We start from the raw sequence: 14,427 nt of genomic DNA, 5'->3' as shown, positions 1-14,427 counted from the left end.
TCGTTAGCGGGCGAGCGCCGCGCTGTCGCGCCGCTCTTCCAGGCGGCGGTGGAAGCCGTCGCGGCTCACGGCGCAGCGCGTATGCACGCCTTCGCCGACGACGCCCACCGCGTCGCGCACCTCGACCCGGTACGTCATCATGCGGCCGTCGACCTCGATCAGTTCGGCATCGACCGTCACTTCCCATTCGGGCGGCGTCGGTGCGAGATGCTTGATCTCGAAGTTGTAGCCGACCGTCATCTGCCCGGCCGGCAGCAGATGGTCGGTCGCCTGCATGCAGGTCTGTTCGATGAAGATGATCATGATCGGGCTCGCGAGCGCGTGCGCTTCGCCGCCCCATTGATCGGCGAGCGAAATCGTGTCGACGCGGTGGGTGGCGCGGGCACGCAGGCCAGTCTGGATAGTCAAGGGCAACTCCTGAACGGGTGAGGGAAGGGTGTGCGGTCACGCCGCGCGCGCCGTGGCGGCCGCGCGGCGTTGCATCTGGCTGAAGATGTTGCGGTAGTGCATTTCCTCGGTGCCGCCGGCCGAGCCCATCGCGAGCGCGTCGGCGACGAAGGTGGCGAGCGGCCCGCGCCGGTAGCCGTCGCTGCCGTGAATCGCGAGCAGGTGCAGCGCGGCCTGCGCGAGATCGCGCGCGCCCGCGAGCTTCGCGATCGAGCAGTTCGCGAGCGCCTCGGGACGCTGCGCGACGAGCAGGTCGAGCGCCGCGCGCGCCGTCCAGCGGGTGCGTTCGATGCCGACCTGGACGTCGACCAGCCGGCGCTGCACGTGTTGATGCGCGTCCAGCGCGACGCCGAGCGTTTTGCGGGCGCTGACGTGCGCGAGCGCGTCGGCGAGAAACGGCTGGGTGACGTTCGCGCACAGCAGGCCGAACAGCGCGCGATTCATCGACGCGATGTCCATCAGCAGGCGCAGCCCGTCGCCGGGCGTGCCGAGCAGTTCGTCGGCATCGACGCGCACGCCGGACAGCGCGACGTCGCCGATCGGAAGATCCGCGACGCCGAACGTCGCCTGTGGGGCGCTGCGCTGCACGCCCGCGCGTTCGGGATCGATCAGCACCAGCGCGGTGGCCGGCTTGCCGTCGCCGGTCAGGGTCGCGACGATCATCATCAGGCGCGCTTCGGGCGCGTGGCTGATGTTGTACTTGTGGCCGTCGAGCCGGTAGTGGTCGCCGTCGCGAACGAGGCACGTTTCGAGCGCGCGCACTTCGGTGCCGGTACCTTTCTCCGAGATCGCCGTGGCGCCGATCGCGCCGGACAGCAGCGACGGCAGATGCTGCGTGCGCTGCGCGTCGGAACCGTATGCGACGATCGCGCGAATCAGCGTCGCCTGATTCGCGAGCGCCATCGCGAAGCCGACGGAGCGCAGCGCCGCGGCGACCGCTTCGAAGGCATCGACGAAGTCGTGCCACGTGCCGCCCGCGCCGCCGAGTTCGCGCGGGACCGGCACGCGCCACAGTCCCGCGTCGGACAAGGCATCCCATGCATCGCGATGGAAGGCGCCGCAAGGGGCGGACCGCGCATGGCGTTCGGCGATGTCCCGGTATGCGGCGGTCGTCGTGTGCTGTGCTTCGCAGGCGGTGAGAGTCATGTCGGGGCGCGAGACTTTGCATGGATCGTGTCGCCAATCTAATGAAAAGCCCCCGGGCGAGAAACTGTCAGTTATTGCACTTCGACGCGGCGTGCGGCGGCGGATGATTCGAGTGCAAGCGGGGTTGCGATGGGCGGCGGAGCGCGATTGCCGGACGCGGACGTGATCGTGATGCCCGTCGCGCGCATCGGCGCGAGCGATGGCAGTCCAGCCATGTCGTCGTCGGCGGTATCGCGGCGCTTCGATGACGGAAGACGATCGCGTGTCGGTGGTGGGGCGACACGCGGTGGGATTGCCAATGCTTCGTCGTTCAGGTCGATTCGATTGAATTCGCAGTCCATATCATTAGGATGGCGGGGAATGCGTTCGTGTCGAATTCCCGATGCTCGTTTCGTTGCCGTCACACCTGCCGGGCGGCGGGCAGGCGTCGGTGGAGCGCGCGACAAATAAACCGTCAGACGATCCGAAAGGCCCGACCCCGTCGCGCCGACGATCGGTGAAATCATGCCCGGCCTTGCTTCCGTGAAATTGTCATGCTAGTTTTTCATGAAATTTACCGGTGTAATTTTCACGGAAATCCGCATGTTCATGCAGTCCGACCGTCACGTCGCAAGCTATTACGCCGGCACCTACCCGACGCCGATCCCGCATCGGCCGGCGCTGGACGAACGCATCGATGCCGACGTGCTGGTCGTCGGCGCGGGCTTCAGCGGGCTGCATACGGCGCTGCGGCTCGCGCTTGCCGGCAAGCGCGTCGTCATGCTCGAAGCGAGCCGCGTCGCATGGGCCGCATCGGGCCGCAACGGCGGACAGGCGCTGCTCGGCTGGTCGTGCGATATGCAGCCGCTCGAGGATGCGCTCGGCCGCGACGGCGCGCGGCTGCTGTGGGACAGCATGCGCTGGGCGGCGGCCGAGGTGCGCGAACTGCCGGCCCGGCATGGTTTCGACATCGACTACCGGCCCGGCAGCCTGTGGGCCGCGGTGCGGCCGCGGCGCGTCGCGATGCTGGCGCAGGCGCGCGACGAGGCCGCCGAGCGGTGGGGCTACGACCGGCTGCGCGTGATCGGCCGCGACGAGATGCCCGAATGGATCGGTGGCACGCGCTATCTCGCCGCGCTTCACGATCCCGAGGCCGGCCACCTGAACCCGCTGAAGCTCGCGCTCGGCCTCGCGCAGACGATCGAGTGCGCGGGCGGCCGCATCTTCGAACAGAGCCGCGTGCTCGACTGCCGCGAGACGGCCGGCGGCCACGTCGCGCGCACGGCGCACGGCGAAGTGCGGGCGGACGTGCTGGTGCTCGCGTGCAATGCGTACGTCGACCGGCTCGATCGCGACCTCGCGCGCCGGCTGCTGCCGGTCGGCACGTACCAGGTCGCAACGGCGCCGCTCGCGCCCGACGTCGCGCATGCGCTGTTGCCGCGCAACAGTTGCGTGATCGACAACCAGTTCGTGCCCGACTATTTCCGCCTGAGCCCCGACAACCGGCTGCTGTTCGGCGGCGGCTGCACGTATCTCGGCGGCATTCCGGCCGATATCGCGGCGGCGACGCGCCCGCATCTCGAACGCGTGTTTCCGCAACTGGCCGGCGTGCCGCTCGACTACGCGTGGGGCGGTCACATCGACATCAGCATGCGTCGCACGCCGGACATCGGTCGCCACGGGCAGCGCTTCTGGCTGCAGGGCTTTTCGGGGCACGGCGTGCTGCCGACGCTCGCCGGTGCGCGCGCGGTGGCCGACGCCGTGCTCGGCGACGCACACCTGCTCGCGCAGTACCAGCGCATCCGCAACCCGCGCTTTCCCGGCGGCGACCGGCTGGCCGCGCCGCTGGAGGCGATCGGCAAGGCCTGGTACCGCCTGCGCGATACCGTTTGATTGCACCGGAATCCATCATGAACGAACAGGAAGAGATAGAAAGTCTGGCGATCCTGATCCGCGACCTGCGCAAGCATCGCAAGGTCACGCTGAACGATCTCGCCGAACGGATCGGCCGCTCGGTCGGCTTTCTGTCGCAGGTCGAGCGCGGGCTGTCGCGTCCGACGGTCGCGGATCTCACCGCGATCGGCGAGGCGCTCGGCGTGCCGACCACGTATTTCTACAGCCTCAGCAAACCGCGCAGCGTGCCGTGGGTCACGCGGCCCGGCGAGCGGCGCACCGTGTATTACGCGAATGGTATTACCGACATCCTCGTGTCGCCGAACATGCGGTCGCGCTTCTCGATCCTCGAAAGCCATCTCGGGCCGGGCGCGAGCAGCGGCGAGCGCCCGGTCGACGACAGCGACGAGCAGGGCGGCTTCGTGCTCGAAGGAGAACTGACGATCTGGCTCGACGGCGACGACACGCACGTCACGCTTGGCCCGAACGATGCGTTTCAGCTTCCCGCGCACAAGCGCTTCCGGTATGCGAACCTGACCGACGCGCCGACGCGCGTGATCTGGGTATTCACCTGAGCCGAGTGGTCGGCGGGGCGGGCGGCGTCGGAGGCCGCCGCGCCGTGCAGTCTGTTTGCATTACTGAGTGATTTGCGGCTTGCGCTGCGCCGTGTGCCGCATGAATCCGGTTCGCCGCGTTGCGGCACCGCCCTACAAGACATGGAAAGGATGAGACATGGCTGACGTCGTTCCCGCGCTGGTCAGTGAAGTCCGCGCGTTCCGGCAGGCGCACCCCGAGATCCGTTATGTCGACCTGATCTGCCTCGACCTGCCCGGGCATTTCTACGGCAAGCGCTATCCGATCGACGCGCTCGAAAAAGTCGCGTCGGGCTCGCTGCTGAAGCTGCCGCAGAACTGCGTGCTGCTCGGCACGCAGGGCGGCCTCTACAAGATCGGCGATTACTGCTTCAACGACGGCGATCCCGATGCGCCGCGCCGCCTGATCCCCGGCACGCTGAAGCCCGTGCGCTGGGAACGGCAGCCGCTCGCGCAGATGCTGATCAGCTCCGACGGCACCGATTCGCCGATCGAATTCGAGCCGCGCGAGGTGCTCGCGCGCGTGCTGCGGCGGTTCACGGCGCGCGGCATCCGGCCGGTCGTCGCATTCGAGCTCGAGTTCTACCTGTTCGCCGCGCAGCTCGAGCAAGGCATGCCGCAGTATCCGCGCGATCGCCTGAGCGATGACCGCGACGATCAGCCGAACATGCATATCGAGCGCCTGTCGCGATTCTCCGACGTGCTGCACGAGATGGTCGACGCCGCGTGCGAACAGGGCGTCGATGCGACGGTGATCACCGCGGAACTCGGGCCCGGCCAGTTCGAGATCAATTTCGGGCATACCGACGACGCGCTGCGCGCGGCCGACTGGTCGGCGCTGTTCTGTCGCAGCACGCGCGGCGTCGCGTTGCGGCATGGCTATCGCGCGAGCTTCATGGGCAAGCCGTACCTGCATGCGCCGGGCAGCGGGATGCACGTGCACGTGAGCCTGTACGACGACGCGGGGCGCAACGTGCTTGCGGCCGACGGGCAGCGGCCGTTGCGGCACGCGGTGGCCGGCTGCCTCGCGCTGCTGCCGCACTGCATGCCGGTGTTTGCGCCGAACCACAATGCGTTCCGGCGCTACGGGTCGATGGTGAACGCGGCGAGCCGCGCGAGCTGGGGCTTCGAGGATCGCGACGCGTGCATCCGGATTCCGGAATCGGACGCACGCAACCTGCGGATCGAGCACCGGCTCGCGAGCGCGGATGCGAACCCGTACCTGGTGCTGGCGGCGATCCTGAGCGGGATGGAGCACGGGCTCGATGCGCGGCTCGAGCCGATTGCGCCGCTCAACGACGATCGCGGCAGCGGCATCGATTTTCCGCAGGAGATGCTGTCGGCGGTCGCCGCGATGCAGGATCATCCGGCCGTGCGCGAAGGGCTCGGCAGCGAGTTCGTGATGGTGTATTGCGAGAACAAGCGGCAGGAGGAACTGGATTTTCGCAACGAAATCGGCGCGCGGGAGTATCGGTGGTTTCTGTGATGGCCGCGCGCGTCGACGCAGCCGGCTACGGGAGTGCGCGCCAGTAGTGCACTTCCTCGATCGGCGTACCGTCGATCTCGAAGGTCTTGATGTCGCGTTCGGCGACGAAACCTTCGCGTTCGTAGATAACGTTTCAGCGGCAGAAGATCGCCGATGAAAAAGTAGTCGATCGGGTCATCGAAGACTTCGGAGAACGCATGCCGCGAAGCGGCTTCGCGGCATGGCATGCTCGACGCCCTTACTCCCCGAGCTTCGACGTCACGCACCCGGTGCTCGAGCATTCGCGCTCACGCTCGCGCAGGAACGACAGCCGCGACTGCGTCATGTCGTTCGCGCACTGGATATCGACGAGGTAGCTGCTGCCGCGGGTCTCGCTGCACTGCGCGTCGCGTTGTTTCAGCCAAGCGAGCTGGCCGGACTTCAGCGCTGCCTGCTGGTCGCCGCTCAGTTGCTTGCGCAGCCGGCCGTATTCGTCGTTGAGATCTCGGTCGGACTGCGAGAACTGCGTGCTCGTGCAATACACCTGGTCGAACGCGCTGCGCGGCTTCCCGCAGCCGGCCGCATGCGCGGCGAACGGAACGGCAAGCGCGAGCAGCGCACAGGATGCGAGCAGATTCTTCTTCATGGTGAGTCTCCTGACGGGGTGAAAACCGGTGAATCCGACGGGCGATACCGTCGTTTATCGGGGTGTCGTACACGCGTCGATGCCGCCCGCGATCGCGGCGGACAGGCGTTGGATCGTCTCGCGCCGCGCGAGCCGCGCTTCCTCGTCCGGATTGACGATCACGCCGGCTTCGACGAGCACGGCCGGAACCGGCGCGGTGCGCAGCACGACGAGATCGTCGAAGCGATGGATGCCGAGTGGCGGGTCGATCAGCGGGCGGTTCTCGCCCTTGATCGGCTGCGCGTGATACAGCGACGGCCGTTCGCCGGCCGCGACCAGCCGCTCGGCGATCGCCTTCGCGCAACGCAGGCTTTCCGCATAGTGCGGATTGCGTTCCGACACGAACACCGAGAAGCCGCGGAATTCGCGCTGCCGGCCCGCGTCGATGAACTGTTGCTGCATCGAGTCGTGATGGATCGACACGAACAGGTTCGCGTCGGGCGCCTGCGTCGAACGCCGATCGAGCGCGATCTCGCGGCCGTCCGCCGACGTGCGCAGCACGCGGTCGCCGTGCGCGGCGAGTGTGTCGGCGACCGCGCCGGACAGGTCGAGGTTGTACAGGTATTCGACGCGGCCGCTCGCGCCGGTGGAGCCCGGACGCGCGGGCGTATGGCCGGTGTCGACGACGATGTAGCGCCCGCTCGCGGGCTCGGTTACGGAGGTCCCGGAAGCGCCGCGGACAACGGCGGCATCGGCCGCGTGCAGCGCCAGCGGTGCGCCGAGCAGCGGGGCGCACGCGAGCACGCGCGCGGCGGCGCGCACCAGCGGGCGAAGGCGTCGGAAGGTTCGGTTCGTCATTGTTGTTGTCGAGAAGGGCGGTCGGCGCGTCGAACGGCGCGCCACCGTCGGCCTGCTCTATGCAGTCGGAATGTCGCGCGATTATAGCGGGTGGCGGCGACGCCGCAATGACGAACGGCGGTTGTCAGGCCAGCACGCGCCGGGCCGCCAGCATGCCCCAGTACGACGCTTCCTCGAACAGCGACAGCCCGGACAGGTCGGCATGCGCGAATACGACGGGGCCGTCGGCATCGCGCAGCGCGAGCAGCCCCGGTCGGCTCAGGAAGCCGACGTCGGGTGTCGCCATCGCATGGCCGCGCACGGTGATCTCGAGTGCGGTCGCATGCTTCCACAGCTCGCGTCCGTACACGGCCTGCAGGTCGATTGCCGCCTGCTCGCGCAACGCGTCGGGCTTCGCCTGCGCGAGCCAGCGGCGCGTATCGTCCGGCGTTTGCGTGCTCAATGCCTGATAGGCGGAGAAGACGGAGCGCGTCGGCGGCGACATCCGGATCAACTGATGCGTCGACACGACATAGCCGAGCCCCGCGCCGCCGTAGACGACGTTGTCCCACGCGAGCGGTACGCCGGCTTCCTCGGCCGGCATGCCGTCGAGCAGGAAATTGGCCACGAGCCACGGCGCGCGCGGCGGCAGATCGTGCGCGGGATCGAAGCCGTATGCGTGTATCTGAGGAAACACGCGCGCCGCGACGAACAGCGGCATCGCGGAAACGACCCGGCGCGCCTTCAGCATGAACGTCGACAGCGCGCCGTCGCGGCCGACGCGGGCGCACAGCACGTCGACGCTGCCCGCACGTTCGGTCGCGCGTACCGCGAAGCCGTCCCGCGACCATGCGTTCGAGCCGGTGCGCGCGGCGATCGAATCGCCCAGCTTCGTCACCATCGTGTGCAGCCCGTCGGGCCAGGTCAGCACCGCGCCGTCGCCCGCGTCGCCCGCATGGCCGCCGCGCGACGAGAAATAGTGCAGCCCGGCCCATGCGGAGACGTGCTCGTAACCGGCGCCGTAGTCGTCGCGGCAGCAATAGTCAAGATACCAGTGCAGCGCCTTCGCGGTGTAGCCCTCGTCGCGCAGCCACTGGCGAAACGAGCGCCGGTCGAGTGCGCGCCAGCGCGGGTCGCGCGACGATTCCGCGATCGGGATGCAGAACACCTTGCGGCCGTCGGCGCCGCGCGCGGTGCGCAGCCCGTCCGTGTACGCGAAGAAGCGCGCCTGCTGCGCGAGTGCGTCGGCGTCGAGGCCGGCGGTCGGCACGATGCCGTCCTGCCACTGCCCGCCGATGAACAGGCGTTCGTCCGGTGCGTGGACGAGGGCACGCTCGTCGTACACGGGGCGCGCGGAGAACGGGGCGGATTCGATCACGCCGAGATCGGCGAGCATGTCGCGCAGATGCACGGATTCGAGCGACGGCAGCGGCAGGTAGTGCGCGCCCTTCGGATAGCCGAGCGTGCCGAAGCGCCCGCCGGCCGCGTTGCCGCCGAATTCGGGGCCGGCGAGCACCGTGAAGCGCGTATGGCCGGCGCGCGCGAGCTGCCATGCGCACGACAGCCCGGCCGCGCCGGCGCCGAGAATCGCGACGTCCGTCTCGATCGTGCCGGACGGCGGCGGCAGCGTGGCATGGTCGCGCAGCGCGTGGCCTTCGCGCATGCCGGGGTAGTCGATGCGCGGCGTCGTCTCGATCCAGCCGGTGCGGCCGCAGGCGGCGAGCGACGCGGCCGCCGACGCGACGAGGAACGTGCGACGGTCCATCAGCGCAGTACGTGCTTCCAGTCGTCGTCGAAGCGGCGCACGAGCGGCTGGTCGTTGAGTTCGTTCGGCGACATCGGCAGCGCCGGCATGTCGGCCGGAAAGTGGAACATCTCGGCGGCCGTTTGCGGATCGAGCCAGCGCGTCGGCACCGAGTAGTGCGTCGGCACCGTGAAATCGCGGCGCTTGCCGGCGATCACGAAGCCCCAGTCGCCGAACGACGGCACGTAGCAGTGGTACGGCCACGTGTTGAACCCGGCTTCGCGCAGCGTCGCGATGATGGTCCAGTACGCATGCGGCGCGAAATACGGCGACGTCGACTGGATCACCGTGTAGCCGTTCTCCGACAGGTGCCGCGCGAGCAGCCGGAATACGGGCACCGAATACAGGCGGCCGAGCCCGAAGTTGGTCGGATCGGGGAAGTCGACGACGATCGCGTCATACACGTCGGCATTCGATTCGAGCCAGCGCACCGCGTCGTCGTTGATCACCTGCACGCGCGGGTCGTTCAGCGCGCCCTGGTTCAGCTTGACGAGCGGCGCGGACGTCGAGAACAGCTTCGTCATCGCGGGATCGAGATCGACGAGCGTGATCCGTTCGAGATGGCGGTGCTTGAGCAGTTCGCGCACCGCGAGGCCGTCGCCGCCGCCCAGCACGAGCACGCGCTTCGCCCACGGCAGCGCTTCGATGGCCGGATGGATCAGCGCTTCGTGATAGCGGTGCTCGTCGCGCGACGAGAATTGCAGGTTGTCGTTCAGGTACAGCCGCATGTCGTCGTGCCACTGCGTGAGCACGATGCGCTGGTACGGCGTCGTTTCCGAATAGATCGTCTCGTCACCGTATACGCCGTGCTCGGCCCAGTGCGTGATGCGCTCCGACAGCGCGAACCCGGCGATCAGCAGCCCGATCACGAGCGACGCGCGCATCAGCTTGCCGCGCACGTTGCGGATTTCGTCGCGGAACAGGTGCGTCGTCCACAACGCGACGAATGCGTTCAGGAGACCGAACAGGAAGCTCGTGCGCAGCAGGCCGAGACGCGGCGCGAGCACGAGCGGGAAGATCAGCGACACGGCGAGCGAGCCGAGATAGTCGAAGGTCAGCACCTCGCTGACGGTATGGCGGAACGCCTGGCGGCGCTGCTGGAACGCGCGCATCACGAGCGGAATCTCCATCCCGATCAGCAGGCCGAGCGCGAGCACCAGTGCGTAAAGCGCCGCGCGAAACGGTGCGGCGAGCCAGGCGAACACGACGAACAGCAGCGCGGCCGATACGCCGCCGAGCAGGCCGACGAGCAGCTCGATGTCGACGAAGCGGTCGAGCACGTCGTCGTCCTCGACGAACTTCGCGAGCCACGAGCCGATCCCCATCGCGAACAGGTAGCAGCCGATCACCGACGAGAACTGCAGGATCGAATCGCCGAGCAGGTAGCTCGACAGCGCGCTGCTGATCAGTTCGTAGCCGAGCCCGCACGACGCGAGCACGAGAATCGACAGGACGAGCGCACGCTTATGCAGCATCGCGCATCCGTTGTGCAGTGTTCGGCAATGTGGATATACTGGCGCGGATTTTCGTCTGGCGGCCCCGTGCGGGCCGACCGGCGACGGGGCGGCGAACCGAGCACAAAATCCGAGGAAAAGAATGAATAGTGCCTATCTTTATGCGGTTCATTTACTGTCGGCGTTCGTGCTGCTTCTTGTGTTCGCGGCAGTGTACCTGAAGGTCACCCCGTTCGACGAACTCGCGCTGATCCGCGACGGCAACGCGGCCGCGACGCTGTCGTTCGGCGGCGCGCTGATCGGTTTCTGCCTGACGCTCGCGTCCAGCATCGCGCACAATTCCACGCTCGGCGAAGTCGTGATCTGGGCCGTCGGCGCGATGATCGTGCAACTGATCACCTATGCGGTGCTGACGCGCGTGATGCCCGGCATGAATCATGCGATCGAGGATCGCAACGTCGCGATGGGCGGCCTGATGGGCACCGCGTCGCTCGTCGTCGGCATTATCAATGCCGCCTGCCTGACCTGACGCGCCACGCGTTTCGAGGAGACCGACATGAGTCTGGGTTCATTCATCCGCAAGCAGTTCATCGACGTCCTGCAATGGACGGAAGACACCGACGGCGTACTGGCCTGGCGCTATCCGATGGAAGACCAGGAAATCCAGTACGGCGGCAAGCTGACCGTGCGCGAAACGCAGGTCGCGATCTTCGTCAACGAGGGTAAGGTCGCCGACGTGTTCCAGCCTGGGCTCTATACGCTGGAAACGCGCACGCTGCCGGTGCTCACGAACCTGAAGAACTGGGATAAATTCTTTCAGTCGCCTTTCAAGTCGGACGTCTACTTCTTCAGCACGCGGCTGCAGCTGGGCCGGCGTTGGGGCACCGCGCAGCCGGTGACGATCCGCGATCGCGAATTCGGCTTCGTGCAACTGCGCGCGTTCGGCATCTACTCGTACCGGATCGTCGATGCGGCCGCATTCCATCGCGAGGTCAGCGGCACGCGCGCGGCCTATACGGTCGACGATCTCGAGCAGCAACTGCGCAACCTGGTCGTCACCGCGATGAGCACGACGTTCGGCTCGGCCGACGTGCCGTTCGTCGACATGGCCGCGAACCAGTCGCTGCTGTCGCAGCGTGTGGCCGACGCGCTGGTGCCGGTGTTCACGCGCTACGGGCTTGCGCTCGACGCGTTCGCGGTCGAGAGCGTGTCGCTGCCGGCCGAGCTGCAAAAGGCGCTTGACCTGCGGATCGGAGCGGGGATGGCCGGCGATCTCGCGCGCGCCACGCAATACCAGACCGCGCAGGCGATTCCGCTCGCCGCGCAAAACCCGGGCGGCATCGCCGGGGTCGGCGCGGGGCTCGCTGCCGGGGCGGCAATCGGGCAGGCGATGGCCGGCCAGATCGCGGGCGCCGCACAACCGGCGCAGGCTGCGCCGCCCGCGCCCGTTGCGGCGCCGATCGCCGCGGGAGCGGCCGAGGGCACCGATTACGTGCAGCGGCTCGAGCAGTTGAAGGCGCTGCTCGACAAGGGCCTCGTGACCGAAGACGACTATTCGCGCGCGAAGGCCGAGATCCTCGCGAAGCTCACGCGGTAAGCGTCGCGCATGTTCCGTACCTCGTGCCCCCAATGCGGCGCGCCGGTCGAGTTTCGCTCGGCCGCGGCGGTGATGGCCGTCTGCGCGTTCTGCCGCAGCACGCTGCTCAAGCGCGGCGCCGACGTCGAGCGCATCGGCGAACTGGCCACGGTGCTCGACGATGCGTCGCCGATCCAGATCGGCACGGCCGGGCGCTACGACACGCGCGCGTTCACGGTGCTCGGGCGCATCCAGATGACCTACGATGCCGGCGCGTGGAGCGAATGGTACGTCGTGTTCGACGACGGCGCGTTCGGATGGCTGTCGGATGCGTCGGGCCAGTACGCGATCACGGTGCGCGAACCCGACGATGCGGCAGGCGCCGCGTGGCCCGCATTCGGCACGCTCGAACCGGGCATGCGGATCGACCACGGCGGCCGCGCGTATCTGGTGTCCGACGTGCGTACCGCACGCTGCACGGGCGGCGACGGCGAGCTGCCGTTCCGCGTCGATGCCGGGTGGGAAGCGCGCGTCGTCGACCTGCGCACCGGCAATGCATTCGCGACCTACGACTATTCCGACGCCGAATCGAACGGCGGCATCCCGGCCGTTTATTCCGGCGAGGCGCTGGAATTCGATGCGCTCGGGTTCACGGGCTTGCGCGATACCGAAAACGATACGCGCGAGAAACGCGGCGCGGAGATGGTGCCGTTCGCGTGCCCGAGCTGCGGTGCGCCACTGTCCTATGCGCCGAACGTGGCCGACTACGTCGTGTGCGGCAACTGCCATGCGGGCGTGCAGTGCACGGCCGAGCAGCAGACCGTGTTCGCGGCGCAGCGCAAGCTCGAATCGGTGAAGGGCGCGCTCGAACTCGGCGCGATCGGCACGTTCGACGGTGTGAAGTACACGGTGATCGGCATGATGCGCTGCCGCGTGCCGGGCGACGCCGAGACATGGGACGAATACCTGCTGCTGAACCCGAAGCGCGGCTTCCTGTGGCTGGTGCAAAGCGAAGGGCGCTGGGAGCGCGTGCAGGTGCTCGACCATTGGCCGACGATCGGCGGCGAATCCAGCGTGACCGATGGCGGCAAGACCTATCGTTTGCGCGAGGAATACGAATCGGAGGTCGTCTACGTGGTCGGGGCATTCAACTGGCGCGTGCAGGCGGGCGACCGCACGTCGATCATCGATTACGGCTGGCAGAAGGACAAGCTCACGCGCGAGCGCAGTGACGCGGAGATCGTCTGGTCGCGTGCGCGGCCGCTGACGGGCAGCGCGCTCGCCGAGCGTTTCGGCACGCCGGCGCTGGCGACGGCCACCGCCGCCGCCGCGGGCGCCACCGAATCGATGGGCCTGTTCGGCAGGAAGGGGCCGCACAGTTTTGCGCCGCTGCCGTTCATGTTCAGCGCGTTGCTCGTGGTCTTCAACCTGGGTTCGCTGTTCTCGTTCACCGGACGCTCCGTCTACGTGCTGGTCGGCCTGCTGGTGCTGTGGCTGCCGGAATGGCTGTGGGCGCGTTTTGCGTCGGACGGGGGCAACGCGTGATCCGGTACATCCTTTACGGCATCTACGGCCTGATCGTCGTCACGCTGTTCAGCTGCGCATCGATCGGCGGCAGCGGGTCGGGCGGTAGCGGCTGGGGCAGTTCGTCGGCGCGCAGCGGCTACTCGTCGTACGGGTCGCACAAATGACCGCGCGCGACGGGATCGCGCCGCCCTGCGCGGTGCTCGGCTTGCACGTGCTGGCCGATCTGGCCGGCATCGACGCGGCGCTGCTGCGTGACCCCGCTCGGCTCGAGTCGATTCTCACCGAAGCAGCGCTGCGGGCCGGCGCACGCGTGATCGGCGCGCATTTCCATCATTTCGGCGGCGAACATGGCGTGACGGGCGTCGTGCTGCTCGCCGAATCGCACATCACGATCCATACGTGGCCCGAGCATCGTTTCGCGGCCGTCGACGCGTTCATGTGCGGCGCGGCGCGCGCGGCCGACGCGGTCGATGCGATCGCCGCGGCGCTCGGCACGCAGGCGCAGGTACGGCAGCAGGTTGCGCGCGGCGGCGCGCCGCTCAGCGCGGCAGCGCTTCCGCTTCGGCCCAGCGCTTGAACGAATCGAGACGCCGGCGCGTGTGCACGAGGTAGAACGCGCCGATCAGCGGTTCGAGCAGCCAGCGCAGCCAGGCAGGCTGGGCGCGGAAGTGGTACGTGAATTTCACTTCGGTCATGCCGGGCGTGTGCTCGGTGAAGTTCCAGCTGCCGCTGAAGCGTTGGAGCACTTTCGGCCCGTCGACCATTTCGACGGCGGCGACCTGCGGCGGGCGGTACGAGATGTAGCGCGACACCATCGTCGCGCCCGACTGGCTGCGGCAGAACGCATCGACGCCGACATGGGCGGTCGTTCCGTCGAGCAGATAGGCATCGATGAGGAAGCTATCCCACACGAGCCGCCGCGCGTAATCCTGCGACCACGTGAAGAGGCGTCTGCGATCGACGCCGACGGTCCGGCTGACTGAGATCCTCATGAGCGCGCGCGCCAGGGTTCGGATTGGAATGCAATCGAGTGTACCGCGCCAATAACCTGTGTTTCGTCAGACATCGTCAAGTCGAGCGT

General features: G+C 67.9%; 16 protein-coding genes and 1 pseudogene. 8 read left to right on the top strand and 9 right to left on the bottom strand.

The window, feature by feature from the left end:
* Positions 1-3: 3 nt before the first annotated feature.
* From GJG85_RS21445 to GJG85_RS21435, 3 genes are all read right to left on the bottom strand, one after another.
* Positions 4-408 (bottom strand): hotdog domain-containing protein, encoded by a 405-nt coding sequence (locus GJG85_RS21445; RefSeq protein ID WP_050014941.1) that lies wholly within the window; start codon positions 406-408, stop codon positions 4-6.
* 36 nt (positions 409-444) lie between these two features.
* Complete coding sequence (locus GJG85_RS21440) at positions 445-1,593, bottom strand: acyl-CoA dehydrogenase family protein (protein WP_204384393.1); 1,149 nt, start codon at positions 1,591-1,593, stop codon at positions 445-447.
* 71 nt (positions 1,594-1,664) lie between these two features.
* The gene (locus GJG85_RS21435; RefSeq protein WP_176017009.1) at positions 1,665-2,099 is read right to left on the bottom strand and encodes a hypothetical protein; all 435 of its coding nucleotides are present in this window, start codon (positions 2,097-2,099) and stop codon (positions 1,665-1,667) included.
* A 76-nt stretch (positions 2,100-2,175) separates the two neighbouring features.
* Between GJG85_RS21435 and GJG85_RS21430 the strand changes: the two genes are divergently transcribed.
* The 3 genes from GJG85_RS21430 to GJG85_RS21420 all read left to right on the top strand — a co-directional run bounded on the left by GJG85_RS21430 (position 2,176) and on the right by GJG85_RS21420 (position 5,544).
* A complete protein-coding gene (locus GJG85_RS21430; RefSeq protein WP_089489771.1) occupies positions 2,176-3,465 on the top strand; it encodes an FAD-binding oxidoreductase in 1,290 nt (429 codons plus the stop codon).
* A gap of 17 nt (positions 3,466-3,482) precedes the next feature.
* A complete protein-coding gene (locus tag GJG85_RS21425; protein ID WP_050014949.1) occupies positions 3,483-4,040 on the top strand; it encodes an XRE family transcriptional regulator in 558 nt (185 codons plus the stop codon).
* Positions 4,041-4,197: 157 nt separating this feature from the next.
* On the top strand, positions 4,198-5,544 hold the full coding sequence (locus tag GJG85_RS21420) for a glutamine synthetase family protein (RefSeq protein WP_050014950.1): 1,347 nt from the start codon (positions 4,198-4,200) through the stop codon (positions 5,542-5,544).
* 25 nt (positions 5,545-5,569) lie between these two features.
* On the opposite strand, the pseudogene GJG85_RS35305 reads toward GJG85_RS21420, so the two are convergent.
* The 5 genes and pseudogenes from GJG85_RS35305 to GJG85_RS21400 all read right to left on the bottom strand — a co-directional run.
* Positions 5,570-5,668: pseudogene (locus tag GJG85_RS35305) on the bottom strand (GNAT family N-acetyltransferase); the annotation flags it as partial.
* Between the two features lie 114 nt (positions 5,669-5,782).
* Complete coding sequence (locus GJG85_RS21415; protein WP_050014952.1) at positions 5,783-6,169, bottom strand: lysozyme inhibitor LprI family protein; 387 nt, start codon at positions 6,167-6,169, stop codon at positions 5,783-5,785.
* 54 nt (positions 6,170-6,223) lie between these two features.
* Positions 6,224-7,006: an N-acetylmuramoyl-L-alanine amidase gene (locus GJG85_RS21410; RefSeq protein ID WP_050014953.1), complete on the bottom strand. Its 783-nt coding sequence runs from the start codon at positions 7,004-7,006 to the stop codon at positions 6,224-6,226.
* 124 nt (positions 7,007-7,130) lie between these two features.
* Positions 7,131-8,750, bottom strand: a complete 1,620-nt coding sequence (locus tag GJG85_RS21405; protein WP_204384392.1) for an NAD(P)/FAD-dependent oxidoreductase — start codon at positions 8,748-8,750, stop codon at positions 7,131-7,133.
* Positions 8,750-10,264 (bottom strand): polyamine aminopropyltransferase, encoded by a 1,515-nt coding sequence (locus GJG85_RS21400; RefSeq protein WP_204384391.1) that lies wholly within the window; start codon positions 10,262-10,264, stop codon positions 8,750-8,752. Before GJG85_RS21400 ends, GJG85_RS21405 begins: the two co-directional genes overlap by 1 nt.
* Before the next feature lie 121 nt (positions 10,265-10,385).
* Between GJG85_RS21400 and GJG85_RS21395 the strand changes: the two genes are divergently transcribed.
* From GJG85_RS21395 to speD, 5 genes are read left to right on the top strand one after another with little or no spacing between them, the layout of a single operon-like run.
* Positions 10,386-10,772 carry a DUF350 domain-containing protein gene (locus GJG85_RS21395; protein ID WP_006480820.1) on the top strand — a complete coding sequence of 129 codons (387 nt, stop codon included), beginning with the start codon at positions 10,386-10,388 and terminating at the stop codon, positions 10,770-10,772.
* 27 nt (positions 10,773-10,799) lie between these two features.
* Entirely contained in the window at positions 10,800-11,840 is a 1,041-nt protein-coding gene (locus tag GJG85_RS21390; protein WP_050014959.1) for an SPFH domain-containing protein, read from the top strand.
* Positions 11,841-11,849: 9 nt separating this feature from the next.
* Entirely contained in the window at positions 11,850-13,364 is a 1,515-nt protein-coding gene (locus tag GJG85_RS21385; RefSeq protein WP_204384390.1) for a DUF4178 domain-containing protein, read from the top strand.
* Positions 13,361-13,510, top strand: a complete 150-nt coding sequence (locus GJG85_RS21380) for a hypothetical protein (RefSeq protein WP_155291822.1) — start codon at positions 13,361-13,363, stop codon at positions 13,508-13,510. Before GJG85_RS21385 ends, GJG85_RS21380 begins: the two co-directional genes overlap by 4 nt.
* Positions 13,507-13,923 (top strand): adenosylmethionine decarboxylase, encoded by a 417-nt coding sequence (gene speD, locus GJG85_RS21375; RefSeq protein WP_204384389.1) that lies wholly within the window; start codon positions 13,507-13,509, stop codon positions 13,921-13,923. The genes GJG85_RS21380 and speD overlap by 4 nt, the downstream gene beginning before the upstream one ends.
* Here speD and GJG85_RS21370 read toward each other — a convergent pair.
* Positions 13,886-14,338 carry an SRPBCC family protein gene (locus tag GJG85_RS21370; protein ID WP_089489557.1) on the bottom strand — a complete coding sequence of 151 codons (453 nt, stop codon included), beginning with the start codon at positions 14,336-14,338 and terminating at the stop codon, positions 13,886-13,888. The genes speD and GJG85_RS21370 overlap by 38 nt on opposite strands.
* Between the last annotated feature and the right edge of the window lie 89 nt (positions 14,339-14,427).

The organism is Burkholderia sp. MS389 (assembly GCF_016899425.1).
GTDB classification, from domain to species: Bacteria; Pseudomonadota; Gammaproteobacteria; order Burkholderiales; family Burkholderiaceae; genus Burkholderia; species Burkholderia sola.
This window is presented reverse-complemented; position numbering and strand designations above follow the sequence as displayed.

Bases quoted from the DNA above. Each gene is read 5' to 3' on its own strand.
- GJG85_RS21370 (WP_089489557.1), bottom strand. From the start codon at position 14,338: ATGAGGATCTCAGTCAGCCGGACCGTCGGCGTCGATCGCAGACGCCTC.
- GJG85_RS21400 (WP_204384391.1), bottom strand. From the start codon at position 10,264: ATGCTGCATAAGCGTGCGCTCGTCCTGTCGATTCTCGTGCTCGCGTCG.
- GJG85_RS21435 (WP_176017009.1), bottom strand. From the start codon at position 2,099: ATGATTTCACCGATCGTCGGCGCGACGGGGTCGGGCCTTTCGGATCGT.
- speD (WP_204384389.1), top strand. From the start codon at position 13,507: ATGACCGCGCGCGACGGGATCGCGCCGCCCTGCGCGGTGCTCGGCTTG.
- GJG85_RS21440 (WP_204384393.1), bottom strand. From the start codon at position 1,593: ATGACTCTCACCGCCTGCGAAGCACAGCACACGACGACCGCCGCATAC.
- GJG85_RS21390 (WP_050014959.1), top strand. From the start codon at position 10,800: ATGAGTCTGGGTTCATTCATCCGCAAGCAGTTCATCGACGTCCTGCAA.
- GJG85_RS21405 (WP_204384392.1), bottom strand. From the start codon at position 8,750: ATGGACCGTCGCACGTTCCTCGTCGCGTCGGCGGCCGCGTCGCTCGCC.
- GJG85_RS21410 (WP_050014953.1), bottom strand. From the start codon at position 7,006: ATGACGAACCGAACCTTCCGACGCCTTCGCCCGCTGGTGCGCGCCGCC.
- GJG85_RS21425 (WP_050014949.1), top strand. From the start codon at position 3,483: ATGAACGAACAGGAAGAGATAGAAAGTCTGGCGATCCTGATCCGCGAC.
- GJG85_RS21420 (WP_050014950.1), top strand. From the start codon at position 4,198: ATGGCTGACGTCGTTCCCGCGCTGGTCAGTGAAGTCCGCGCGTTCCGG.
- GJG85_RS21415 (WP_050014952.1), bottom strand. From the start codon at position 6,169: ATGAAGAAGAATCTGCTCGCATCCTGTGCGCTGCTCGCGCTTGCCGTT.
- GJG85_RS21395 (WP_006480820.1), top strand. From the start codon at position 10,386: ATGAATAGTGCCTATCTTTATGCGGTTCATTTACTGTCGGCGTTCGTG.
- GJG85_RS21385 (WP_204384390.1), top strand. From the start codon at position 11,850: ATGTTCCGTACCTCGTGCCCCCAATGCGGCGCGCCGGTCGAGTTTCGC.
- GJG85_RS21430 (WP_089489771.1), top strand. From the start codon at position 2,176: ATGTTCATGCAGTCCGACCGTCACGTCGCAAGCTATTACGCCGGCACC.